The organism is Aquirufa nivalisilvae (genome assembly GCF_003143535.1).
GTDB lineage: Bacteria > Bacteroidota > Bacteroidia > Cytophagales > Spirosomataceae > Aquirufa > Aquirufa nivalisilvae.
The window spans coordinates 1,287,747-1,300,585 of record NZ_CP029346.1 but is presented as its reverse complement, the minus strand read 5'-3'; the positions used below and the strand labels follow the sequence as shown (position 1 = coordinate 1,300,585).

Annotated in this window: 11 protein-coding genes; 8 read left to right on the top strand and 3 right to left on the bottom strand. The window is 36.2% G+C overall.

Annotated elements, in window-relative coordinates; translation table 11 throughout:
* The first annotated feature begins 58 nt into the window (after positions 1–58).
* Complete coding sequence (locus tag HME7025_RS05740; RefSeq protein WP_109322711.1) at positions 59–781, top strand: LOG family protein; 723 nt, start codon at positions 59–61, stop codon at positions 779–781.
* Here the strand turns inward: HME7025_RS05740 and HME7025_RS05735 are convergent.
* Both HME7025_RS05735 and HME7025_RS05730 read right to left on the bottom strand, forming a co-directional pair.
* Entirely contained in the window at positions 778–2,445 is a 1,668-nt protein-coding gene (locus HME7025_RS05735; RefSeq protein ID WP_109322710.1) for a PHP domain-containing protein, read from the bottom strand. The two genes, HME7025_RS05740 and HME7025_RS05735, sit on opposite strands and share 4 nt — an antisense overlap.
* A 14-nt stretch (positions 2,446–2,459) precedes the next feature.
* On the bottom strand, positions 2,460–2,945 hold the full coding sequence (locus HME7025_RS05730; RefSeq protein WP_109322709.1) for a methylated-DNA--[protein]-cysteine S-methyltransferase: 486 nt from the start codon (positions 2,943–2,945) through the stop codon (positions 2,460–2,462).
* Between the two features lie 274 nt (positions 2,946–3,219).
* Between HME7025_RS05730 and HME7025_RS05725 the strand changes: the two genes are divergently transcribed.
* From HME7025_RS05725 to HME7025_RS05700, 6 genes are all read left to right on the top strand, one after another.
* The gene (locus tag HME7025_RS05725; RefSeq protein WP_109322708.1) at positions 3,220–4,650 is read left to right on the top strand and encodes a circularly permuted type 2 ATP-grasp protein; all 1,431 of its coding nucleotides are present in this window, start codon (positions 3,220–3,222) and stop codon (positions 4,648–4,650) included.
* A gap of 247 nt (positions 4,651–4,897) precedes the next feature.
* On the top strand, positions 4,898–5,695 hold the full coding sequence (locus tag HME7025_RS05720; protein WP_109322707.1) for a Hachiman antiphage defense system protein HamA: 798 nt from the start codon (positions 4,898–4,900) through the stop codon (positions 5,693–5,695).
* Positions 5,692–8,703, top strand: coding sequence for a DEAD/DEAH box helicase (locus tag HME7025_RS05715; protein WP_109322706.1), 3,012 nt, complete (start codon positions 5,692–5,694; stop codon positions 8,701–8,703). The genes HME7025_RS05720 and HME7025_RS05715 overlap by 4 nt, the downstream gene beginning before the upstream one ends.
* Before the next feature lie 230 nt (positions 8,704–8,933).
* Positions 8,934–9,185: a type II toxin-antitoxin system ParD family antitoxin gene (locus HME7025_RS05710; protein ID WP_109322705.1), complete on the top strand. Its 252-nt coding sequence runs from the start codon at positions 8,934–8,936 to the stop codon at positions 9,183–9,185.
* Positions 9,182–9,481 (top strand): type II toxin-antitoxin system RelE/ParE family toxin, encoded by a 300-nt coding sequence (locus HME7025_RS05705; protein ID WP_109322704.1) that lies wholly within the window; start codon positions 9,182–9,184, stop codon positions 9,479–9,481. The genes HME7025_RS05710 and HME7025_RS05705 overlap by 4 nt, the downstream gene beginning before the upstream one ends.
* A gap of 267 nt (positions 9,482–9,748) precedes the next feature.
* Positions 9,749–9,943 (top strand): hypothetical protein, encoded by a 195-nt coding sequence (locus tag HME7025_RS05700; RefSeq protein ID WP_109322703.1) that lies wholly within the window; start codon positions 9,749–9,751, stop codon positions 9,941–9,943.
* 269 nt (positions 9,944–10,212) lie between these two features.
* On the opposite strand, the gene lysA is transcribed toward HME7025_RS05700, so the two are convergent.
* Positions 10,213–11,454, bottom strand: a complete 1,242-nt coding sequence (gene lysA, locus HME7025_RS05695) for a diaminopimelate decarboxylase (protein WP_109322702.1) — start codon at positions 11,452–11,454, stop codon at positions 10,213–10,215.
* Between the two features lie 44 nt (positions 11,455–11,498).
* Between lysA and HME7025_RS05690 the strand changes: the two genes are divergently transcribed.
* Positions 11,499–12,839, top strand: a complete 1,341-nt coding sequence (locus HME7025_RS05690) for an alkaline phosphatase D family protein (RefSeq protein ID WP_109322701.1) — start codon at positions 11,499–11,501, stop codon at positions 12,837–12,839.

The following is a 12,839-nucleotide window of genomic DNA, read 5'->3' as shown; positions in this document are numbered from 1 at the left end:
TCTTGACAAAGGTAAGCGGATATATCCTACATTTGCGTAGTATCAAAAGAATAAATTTATGTTGGAGAACGATCGGCAGCACGAAGAAGAAAAAATCAAAAAAGCATTTGGAGACAAAACCTGGGCACAAATAAAATCAGAAGAATCTTGGAGGATTTTCAAGATTATGAGTGAGTTTGTAGAAGGCATTGATAAGCTATCTAAAATTGGCCCCTGTGTATCCATATTTGGATCCGCCAGAACAAAACCAGACAATCCTTATTACCAAGTAGCAGAAGAAATTGCAGCTAAACTAGTACGACATGGCTATGGAGTCATTACTGGGGGTGGTCCGGGTATCATGGAAGCAGGTAATAAAGGAGCAAAAACTGAAGGAGGTAGATCGGTGGGATTAAACATTGAATTGCCATTTGAACAATTTGCCAATCCTTACATTGACCACGACAAGAACATCAATTTTGATTTCTTCTTTGTTAGGAAAGTGATGTTTGTGAAATACTCACAAGGATTTATCATCATGCCGGGTGGATTTGGCACGTTAGATGAAATGTTTGAATCTTTAACACTGATTCAAACTCATAAAATTGGACGTTTTCCAGTGGTATTGGTTGGAACAGAATATTGGAAAGGCTTAATCGATTGGGTAAAAAACACCATGATTACTCAAGGAAATATCAATGAAGAAGATTTAGACTTATTCTCCTTGGTTGATACACCTACCGAAGCGGTGCGAGTGATCGATGAATTCTATGCGAAATACCTATTGAAACCAAACTTCTAAGCCTTTTTAAAAAAAGTCTTCAAGTCTTGTACATTCAATGCATTCAAAGTTAAGGAGCGCAATAAACCTCCTTTTCTCCCTACTTTAACGCCATATTCCATATCTCTGATGCCTTCTATTTGGTGGGCATCAGGGTTAATGGAAACATAAATACCTTTGTCCATCGCATCATAAATATATCGCCAATCAAGGTCCAGTCGATATGGACTAGCATTCAATTCGATACTGACTCCATTGGCCTTGCAAGCATCTAAAATCTTATCCATATGCAAAGGAAAACCAGCGCGTGTTAGTAAAAGTCGGCCTGTTGGATGCCCCAAAATCGACGTGTATGGGTTTTCAATGGCTTTTATCACCCGTGGCATGGAACGATCTATATCCATGGCCAACTGCGCATGCACGGAGGCTACCACATAATCAAATCGAGCTAAAACGGATGCATCATAATCCAAAGAACCATCCGGTAAAATATCCGCCTCAATACCTTTCAGTATACTAAAATCACTCCATTTTGCATTCAATTGATCTATCTCTTCCTGCTGAGCAATGACCCTATCTTCTTTCAAGCCATTGGCATAAGCGGCATATTGAGAATGGTCAGCGATCCCAAAATATTGTAATCCTTGTGCTCGACAAGCCTCAGCCATTTCCAATAAGGTATTTTTACCATCGGAATAGGTGGAGTGATTGTGTAAACATCCTTTCAAGTCGGAATATTGAACCAATTCATCGGATTGATGCTTTTGCGACCATTCAAACTCTTTGAATCCTTCCCGCATTTCAGGAATGATGTAGGGCAAAGCTAAGGTATCATACACTTCTTTGTCAGAGGCAATCGGCTTCCCTTGAAAATGCTTATAAAACTGGATAGCGGTCAAATGTTCTGGATGGGCCACCTGCTGAAATAGTGCATTTCCCCATTGATCAGGCGAAATAATATGAATTTGAATAGATAAAAGATGCCCATGAAATAAACCTCTCCACGTAAATGGGGAGGATTCTTTGATATCTTCCTCCATCCCATCCATGGAATTAATTAGTGATCCTGAGCCAAAAATATCAGTTGAATCAACCAAGAAAACGAGTTCAGAAATAACTTCACAATTCCGAGACAATTCCCCTGCTTCGGCTACTTGACTGAATTTTGATTTCAACTGCTCCAAAATGATTTGTGACAGATGAGTAGCTTTATCCAATCGAAGCTTTTTGGAATTTTGTTTAAGAAATTGAATGTATAACTGCACATTTTCTTGAACGGCCTTTCCAAAGCCTTTCAATTGCTCCAAGCGATTTTCCTCACAAGCAATTAACAAGTCATCTAAATCAGTTATCCCAAATTCCTTCCAAATAAGGCCTACTTTCTTGGGACCCAGCCCTTTGATCTTCAGTAAGTTCAGAATCCCTGGAGGAGTTTGTTCCAATATTCCATCCAAGTCAGAACTGCTCCCAATTTGAATTAAATCTAAAATGATTTTGACAATGGATTTCCCTACGCCGGGTATTTGTAATAATTCAGATTCTGTGAGAGATGAGATTTTGCCTGGATATTTATCCAATCCACGGGCTGCAAAAGCCAGATTCTTACTTTTAAACTCGTTTACACCATGGACATCCCATAGTTTCACCAACAATTCTAGTGCGTCGACAATTTCATCATTTCCCATGCCCAAAGATAAGCCTAAAATAGATTCAATTGTTGACTTAGACCTCGATATCCTTCATGTTTTAGTAACCATTCTTTTCTCCACAATTCTCCCCGATAGCCAACTAAGGAACCATCAGAGCCTATAACTCGATGACATGGCACTAACAAAAGAACTGGATTTTGGGCATTGGCATTTCCTACAGCCTGAGCCGCTTTAGGTTGTTCGATTAACTCCGCTATTTGTTGATAAGACATAACTTCACCTACAGGAATTTCTAGCAAAGCTGACCATACCTTCTTTTGAAAGGATGTGGCAGTAGAGAAATCGACAGGACAAGTCCATTTCCAATTAGGTTTTTCAAAATAAGCATCCAAATTCCTGACTACTTCTTCTTGCATCCCTTTCAATTCATCTGCTAATACATCATTCCCACCTTGCTCCACAAATTGCAAAGAAGTCAAGCCTTTATCTGAAAGTCCTACTTGTAAAAAACCGATGGGAGAATGGTAGAAAAACATAATTTAATTGTAAATGGTAAATGGTGAATGGTGAATGATTTTATAACAAATTTGATCAGGTAATTTGATTATTAAATGTACCCAAGAGAAATTATTATTATAATAAATACGAATAAAAGTTTACCAAAGTATTAAGTAATCATCAACGATATAGAAGATATACAATCCAATTTACCACTTACCATTAACCATTTACCATTCAAAAGTTCTTTTTTTTCCAGAAATAAAATCCTAAATTATTACCTAATCAAGCATTCCATCAATAATAAGGCCTATGAATTTCTCATTTAAAGATTACCTAACAGAAGGATTTTACGACGAAATGTTCAGTCCGGAAGGACAAGTTCGTGAAGGATATGGACCATTTAAAGAGCGCGTAGAACAATTAAGTAAAGAAGAGTTTTTACGTCGACATCAGTCTGCCGAAAGAGCCTTAATGGCCATGGGGATTACGTTCAATGTCTATTCCGAAAACGAAGGTACGGAGCGTATCATGCCCGTAGATATCATTCCTAGAATTGTGAATGGTTCCGATTGGGATAATGTGGAGAAAGGCTTAGTTCAACGAATCACCGCCTTAAATTTATTTTTATCCGATATTTATTCCGATCAAAAAATCATCAAAGACGGAATCATTCCCAAGGAAGTCATCTATTCCTCCAAAAACTTTTTGGCTCCTTGCATGGGGATTAAACCACCTAAAAACATTTGGATTCACATTACTGGTACGGATTTGATCCGTGGTGATAATGGTGAATTCATGGTATTGGAGGATAATTTACGCTGTCCATCAGGGGTATCCTATATGTTGGAAAACAGGGAATTATTCAAACAAACATTTCCTGAAGTAGTGGCCAAAACGCAGATTAGAACCATTTCTGATTACCCACATAAGCTGTTGGAAATGTTACGTTTCATCAGCGATCGCCCTGAGCCTACTGTGGTGGTTTTAACCCCAGGTATTTACAATTCGGCCTATTTTGAACATTCGTATTTAGCTCAACAAATGGGCGTAGAATTAGTAGATGCCAGAGATTTGGTTGTTCATGAAGGCTATGTCAAAATGCGTACAACCAAAGGTTTCAAAATCGTGGATGTCATTTACCGTCGTATTGATGACACCTTCTTAGACCCGCAAACTTTCAATCCTGATTCCATGATTGGTATTCCGGGTATATTTGAAGTGTATAAAAAAGGTAGAGTCGCCTTAGCGAATGCGCCTGGCACAGGCGTGGCGGATGATAAGGTAATCTATGCTTATGTCCCAAAAATCATTAAATACTATTTAGGCGAAGATGCCATCTTACCCAATGTGGAGACCTATATCTGTGGCGAAGAAGCCGACAGAAAGTATGTCTTAGAAAACATTGAAAAACTGGTGGTTAAAGAAGCCAATGAAGCAGGTGGATATGGCATGTTGATTGGACCGAAATCGACAAAAGAAGAACAAGAAAAATTCAAACAATACATTTTAGCTAATCCGAGAAACTACATAGCTCAACCGACCATTTCTTTATCACGGGTACCTTGTCTGATAGAAGACCATCCAGAAGGACGCCATGTGGACTTAAGACCTTATATTTTATACGGAAATGAAGTCAAGGTAATCCCGGGAGGTTTAACCCGTGTAGCACTTAGAAAAGGCTCCTTAGTGGTCAATTCCTCACAAGGCGGCGGCTCTAAAGATACGTGGGTGCTTTATTAGTTGTTAGGGATTAGGGTTTAGTTATTAGAAAATGTAGAATGTAATGTCAATGAATAGGTTAAATTGATAATTATTCTTAACTCATTGTAAATCAATAGGATTTAGATAAATTGAGGTAAATATCATATTTTAATTTATGACACTCAGTAGTGGCAATTCAGCCTTTATTGGGTGGGTTTATGATATGAAATAGCGTGTATATGCTAGTTACCTGCAACCGTAAGACAACGACACTAATTGACAATTAATGGAATTATTAAAGCATTTCGAGGAAGGTTCAAAGAATTTTGTCATTCTTTCCTTAAAGGATGAGGAGTGGGATGAGTTCATTGCCAAGCTACCTATTCCATACAAGAACTGCTACATTCCAGACAAAGAACTTGAGCATAGAATACAATCATTTTCTTCAACGAAAGAAAATGAACTTTCAGAAATTCTTCCTTCAATTGGAAATATTCAATCAGGAGATTTTGGGGAAATTTTATCATACTTCATTTTCAAAGAAAGATTTAAAAAACGAAATGTTGATGGACCAAAAAAGTGGCGATGGAAGCAGGAGAAAAATGTTGCAGCACCATACACTGACGTTATTTTATTTTCAATTAAAAAAAATGGTAAGGCATCAAAAGATGATTTGTTGATTTCTGTTGAAAGCAAAATGAAAGCTACTGCAAGTAGTAGTTACCATCCTATTGAGAAAGCAATTGAAGGTGCTGAAAAGGATTCTGTATCACGAATTGCAAATTCATTATGCTGGTTACGGAAAAAATATAAAGATGAGACATTGAAAGCAAATGCACCAATTGCCAAACTTAAGGAGTTGGTAGATTCCATTGAAAGGTTTATCAAGTCGGAAACCGTTGGAGAATATTCAAAACAGATTAAGGCAGTTGCTTTTGTTGACAAAACTTTCTTTAAAGATGAAGTAGAAAAGACAGTTACAATTCCTGCGATTAACGGGGCAACTTTTGAAGTTGTTGTTGTTTCAATAAAGGATTTGCAAAAGGTATATGAAAATGTATTTACTCAAATCCCTAAGTTATGATTAGTAAAACATTATCGCTTTGGATAGCACAATCAGAATCGTGGCAAACCTTTATGGATTTTAATTTGCCAGAAGATTCCATTGCCAAGTATCCTTTTCTAAATAGACCTGACGATTTTTACATTTCCCTATTCGGTGAAATGTATGACATCTTAGAAAATTTAGAGGAGAAAAAAGATGATATACTTTCAGTTGCCAAAGGGTTGGAAATTTTTTCGCTAATAAATAAGAGAGACAATTTTGTTGGAGTAAATCAACCTAATAACATTCTCTTTGCCGCAGGACTTTATTACCTTTCTGATTATGCAGCATCAGCATACATATTAGCAAACCTTTATGAGGTTGCAAATTATGAAAGAGAAATTGACAAGTTTGTTTTGTGTTTTTTGAAACGGAAACTTGACGACCAGAATTCTTACTGCAAACTTTTAAATGAATATCTAACAACAGGAGATGAAAATTTAATTCAGGAATTATTACATCGTATTGAGGCACAAAAATCTATTGCATACAAACACAATCCCTATGAATTCTCTATTTACTTTTTAGCAGAATCAATTCTTAAAAAGTTTAGGAAAAACAATATTTGGACTGACCTTTTAAAACATAACACCTCTGACCACTGGAGTTCTTATATTGACAAGACAACAAAAAAAACATTTCCAGTTTGGGATTTCTTCCCTTCACAGAAAACAGCACTTGAAAAAGGTATTTTAAATTCACTTCAATCAATCGCATTGCAGACACCGACAAGTTCAGGTAAAACTGCAATTTGCGAATTGCTTATTTACAATGAGCATAAGAACAACCCAAACTGTAAGATACTTTACTTAGCTCCTTTCAGAGCATTAGCAGCAGAACTTAGACAATCGTTTGGTAGAAACTTATCACGTCTTGGGATTAGTTCTAAAACAATCTATGGTGGAAACATTCCAACTGATGCTGAAAAAGAATTGATTCAAAATGTAACGCTGCTTATTGCTACACCCGAGAAGTTTATGGCATTAGAAAATTCCATTTCTAATTTCCTCAAAGATTTCACAATGGTAATTTGCGATGAAGGACATTTACTTGATGATGGCAACAGAGGACTTAACTACGAGTTACTTCTTTCTCGGCTAAAAAGTGAAAAGGGAGTTGAAAGAAAATTTGTTTTCATTTCTGCTATCATTCCGAACATTGACAAAATAAATGAATGGCTTGGAGGGACAGAACAAACAGTAGTTCGTTCTACATACAGAGCAACAGAAATTGAATATGGTTTTCTGAAACCATTTGACGAAACAAACACAAATTTCTTTCTTGATGTTAATCCTTTCAAAAGTGTTCCTCAAAATTATAAATTGAATAAATTTCTAACTGAAAGTGATTTCACCTTCATACAGCAGCTAAAAACAAAAACCAAACAAAAGGTTTACAGATTCAATTCGGGAAATGCCAAATCAGTGGCAATAGCATTAAAATCTCTTAACTCTGGAAGTGTTGCATTATTTACTCCAACCAAAGGAAGACCAATTGGAGTTTTACCTTTAGCAAATGAGTTAATTTCACAACTCACTACTGGATTAAATTTACCCAACCCTATTGATTTCGTAAAGAAAGACAGCAAGATTCAAATTCACCTAAGGCAATATTTTGAAATTCTTTTCGGCTCGAATTATCCCTTAACTCAAATTGTAAATTATGGTGCATTATTTCATCATGGTGATTTACCTCAGTATGTGAGAGAGATAATTGAGGAAGCAATTAGAAAAGAAGAAATAAAATTTATCATCTGCACAAACACTTTGACTGAGGGAGTTAATTTACCAATCAGAACAATCGTAATAAATTCAGCAAGACGATACAATGGACAAACACAAGAAACAATTCCATTAAGAGATTTAAAAAACCTTGTTGGTAGGGCTGGAAGAGCAGGTAAAGAAACAAAAGGATTAATCATTGTTACAAACCCAAATGATTTTGGAATAATTGAGCAAGTAATAAAAGAACAAAACATAGAAAATGTTGACGGACATTTATTTTTTATCATTAGCCGAATCTCGAAAGTCGTAGTTGAAAGAAGATTGACTTTGACAAACGAAATTCTTGAAGGACAAGACGAAGAATTTAAAGAATTAATTGACTCAATTGACATTTCTATTATTGATTTACTTGCGGAAGAAATAGAACCAACCGAACTTCAAAAAACAATTCAAAATTTAATAAATGAAACTTTCGCAAAGTTTCAATCTGACAGTTCACAAATAGAAACTCTTAATACTTTAATCAATCTAAGAGGTGAAAGGATTAGACCGTTCATTGCAAGCAATGAGTTTAAATTCATTAAGCAAAGTGGTTCTACAATACGAAGTTACAATGAAATTAAAGACAACCTTGATTTAGAAAACTCTCTTTGGCAAGAACTTACTGACCCATCAAATGACAAATGGTTAAAGTTTTTGCTTGATGACAAAATTTCAAAACTATCTGTAGTTACTTACAAACTTTCTGAATTCAATAAAAGAAACAGGACTGAACTTACTTTCAAGGAAATCAAGAAAGCCATAAAACTTTGGATTGGTGGAAACTGGTTTGAAAGCATTTCATCAGTTTGTTCAAATGACATTGACACTTCCTTACGGCTAATAAATTCACTTATTGGCTATAATATTCAGAGTGCTGCTGCTTCAATAATTAGGAATGTAGAAATGAGATTTGAAGATGATGATGAAAAGACAATTTCTCAAACTGTTTTAAATTTTCCGCAGTATCTGCTTTACGGAGTAAACCAACCCTTACAGCTCGACTTAATTGAAATTGGATTTAGTGAACGGATAGGAATTATAGAGTTATCAAAAATCCTGAATGAAAGAGAGTATGAGTATATGGAATTGATTCAGCTAAAAAACTATTTAAGAAAAAACAGAGAACAACTTTTGGAAATTTTAAAAGACAGAATCCCTAAAATAGCATTTGACAAAACCAATGAATCGTTTAGGTTTCTCACTTTCCGAAATATGAATTAGACTAATGAAAATTACGGCAGCAGGTAACAGGCGTTTGGCTGCAATGGCGGTTGAAGTGGTTAATTGAACATTCTACCTCGCATCAACTTTTGTGGTGTATTGACAGTTTTGTGCTCCGTAATCCGCCACTGCGCCAAGCGCCAAAACGTTATAGGCAACAATAAATCAAATCTTTAAAAAACTTGCGCAAAATACCAAGAATTGGTATCTTAGTTTCAAAGATGCGAATCATGGCAAAAAACACATCAATACTTTTAGGGGATTATTTTGACAATTTTATAAATCAACAAGTCAAAGCAGGACGATTTTCGTCAGCCAGTGAGGTTGTTAGGGCCGCACTTAGAATGTTTGAATATGAAGAATCAAAAAAAACGGAACTCAATGATGAATTGAAGAAGGGAGAGAAATCAGGCTGGGTAAATGATTTTGATAAAGAAGACTTTTTAAAAAATCTTCATCAAAAACATAAAGTTTCGAAATGAAGTACAAACTAACCAAAGAAGCCCTAAACGACCTAGAGCTTATTTGGCTTTATACACTTGAAACATGGTCTTTCGATCAAGCTGACAGATATTTTGACTTGATAATGACCGAAATTGAATTCTTGACAGAAAATCCTCTTTTCGGAAAAGATTATAATCATGTGAGGAAAGGATATTTAAGTTCAAGGGTTAAATCTCATTTCATTTTTTACAAAATCAATCAAGTTGAAAATGAAATAGAAATAATTAGAATATTACATCAAAGAATGGATATTGAATTTCGTTTGGATGAGTAAAATGACAGGCTATTACAGCGTCTTGACAAAAGGAGAGGTTATTTTCTTAACAGATATATTTGTGATTAATCAAAGTTAGGTTCTCCGCATCAGCATTTGCGGTGAAAATCGCCACTTTCGCAAGACTTGAAACCATCATAGCAAATTATAAATTACAATAAAATTCCACTCTTTGGTTTGTTCTGGATTTGTATTCCGAACGACAGTAAAAGGAATTTCTAATTAATTAGATTCAAAAAGGAGAAATTAATTGAATTAATTTTGATCATGAAAACACAATCAATCATACAAAGCAAGAAGTCTGAATTAATCTCCATGAGTACTAATCTTGATGATTTAACTGTACTCAATAAAATTGATGAATGGGAAAATCAATCAATCGAAATAGGATTGCAAGAAGCAGAAGATTGTAAATTGAATGATCATTCAAAAGCCAAGCAGCTTTATGAAAAATGGTTGTAAGCTTCTACTTAGCTAGCCCGCTGTTCGACATGTTCCGAAGGGTCATGTCGAATGACAGATAATAAGGATTTGTAAATCCTATATTCACGTACCTTGCCATTCCGATTTTTGTAGGTGAATTGTCTCTTTGTTTGTGGTTACTCATCAAATGAATTGACACATCAAAGTGCTATGATTTGCCTAAGCTTCGATTTGTCGAAGCTTAGATTTGTCAAATTTTGAAAATTTGACAAATCTCAAACAAAAATCTCATACACCAATGAAAAACACTAATCACAAAAGATCTGATTTCTCACCAAATCCTCCAAGGTATCTCTTTTGCGAACTAATTTGGCTTCTGAATGGTCCACTAATACTTCGGCAGGAAGAAAGCGGGAATTGTAATGCGAGGCCATGGTAAATCCATAAGCACCTGCATTGGCAAAGGCGATGACATCTCCTTCTTTCACTTCGTTTAGAATGCGCTCATTTTGATTTCCTTCAAAATCAAAAGAGAAAGTATCTGTTTCGCATATATTTCCTACCACCCGGTAAGCATCTTGCTGGGCATCTTCCTCATTGGAGGCATTGAAAATATAATGGTAAGAACCGTACATCATGGGACGAATCAAATGATTCAATCCGGAATTAATGCCCACAAATGTTTTAATAGGATCTCGTTTAACCACCGTTGCAGTAGTTAATAAAGTTCCTGCCTCTGAAACTAAAAACTTCCCTGGTTCCACCCAAAGCTTCAATTCTTTGCCATAATGTGCACAGAATTTCAAGAAGGCATTGCCCATGATTTGACCTATCTCCTGCATGTTTACGCCTGGATCCTCAGGAGAATAAGGTACTTTAAACCCTCCACCCAAATCCATCAATTCTAAATCTGGAAAATCCTTAGCAAATTCAAATAAGGCTGAAGCTGCTTGCTCAAAAGTCTTTCCATCTTTAATATCAGAACCCGTATGTTGATGCAAACCAATGACTTTGATTTGATACTGATTCACTAAATCCAAAATCTCCGCTTTTTGATGAATCGATATACCAAATTTAGATTCTGGATGAGCTGTCATGATTTTGGCATTTCCTCCTCCAAAAACGTGAGGCTTAATGCGCAATAAACACGGAACAGATGAACCATATTGTTGGCCAAATTTTTCTAAGACCGACAAATTGTCCAAATTTACAATTGCTCCTTTGGACACGGCAAATTCGATTTCCGCAAATTCCACTCCACTGGGTGTGAAGGTTATTTGATCTCCTCGATATCCTGCCAATAAACCTAATTCCAATTCCTGTGGCGAAACCACATCCAAGTCCACTCCTTCCGCCAACATCAACTTCAATACGGAGATATTCGTATTTGCCTTACAAGCGTACTTGATCGACAAGGATATATCATCAAATGCCGATCGAAGAACCGAGATTTTTTCTCTAATTTTGTCGGCATTATATACGTAAAGAGGTGTACCAAATTGTTTGGCAAGCGTTGTCAAAGGAATACCTTGAATGGAATAATAGGCCATTGTAAATAAATTAAGGCACAAAGATAGTGCTAAACTTCTTATCTATGCAGTCAACAAACAAAATAAGACTTATCCTACTCAGTTTACTCTTCGGAATTTCAGCTATTTTATCTTCTATAGCACAAGTAAAAAGTGGCCCCATGTTAGGCTATTCTGAAATGAAAGAAGCATTAATTTGGGTCCAAACTCAAAAGCCTGCTCAAGTACAAATCAAATATTGGGAAAAAGGCAGTGACGCTAATAAATTGGTTCACCTTTCCTCTGCTATTAGCACTCAAAAATCTCAGGCAAATATTGCTCGAATCATTACTGATGAAGTCGACATGGGTAAAAAGTATACCTATGAAGTGTGGGTAGACAATAAAAAGGTCAATTTTGACTACCCTTTGGAATTTCAAACGCAGGCTCTTTGGCAATACCGAACTGATCCTCCTAACTTCCAATTTGTAGTAGGTTCTTGTAATTACATCAATGAAGAGGCTACCGACAGACCCGGAAGACCCTATGGCGGAGCGGATGAAATCTACAAGGCGATTTACGACAAAAAACCTGATTTCATGATTTGGGGTGGCGATAATTTTTATTACCGTGAAGCAGATTGGAATACAAGAACGGGCATGATTCATCGCAATGACCATACCCGTGGACAAAAATCTGTTCAGCCTTTATTGGCAAGTACGCACCATTATGCCATTTGGGATGATCATGACTATGGTCCAAATGACGCTGATCGTTCATTTGCATTAAAACACACCTCGCTGGAATTGTTTAAACTGTATTGGGGTAATCCCAATTTTGTTTATCCCAATGAAGCCGTTACAGGAATGTTCCAATGGGCAGATGTCGAGTTTTTCATGATGGACGACCGTTGGTTTAAAGCCCCCAATGATGAGAAGAATCCAGCCAAGGATTATTTTGGACAGAAACAATTGCAATGGTTGCTAGATGCATTAACCACCAGTAGAGCTAGTTTCAAAATCATTGTGAATGGTGGCCAAGTGATTAATCCTGCCAAAGTATTTGAAAACATGGCCAACTATGAACAAGAGCACAACCAATTATTGAAAGAGATTAAAAATAGAAATATTCCTGGCGTATTGTTCATTTCTGGAGATCGTCATTGGTCAAGTTTTTGGAAAATGGAACGCCCAGGTACCTATCCTTTGTTTGATTTAACAGTTTCTCCATTAACGGCAGGAACTGCCAAACCTACTCCTGAGGATTTAAATAAAACCTTAGTGCCAGGAACAGTGAGCGATCAACGTGCTTTTGCTCATATTTCTGTCAGCGGTCCACTAAAAGATCGTATCTTAGAGATTAATTTAGTGAACTCAGAGGGGAAAGAATTGTGGAAACAACGTATCACATCAAGTCAATTGAAATAA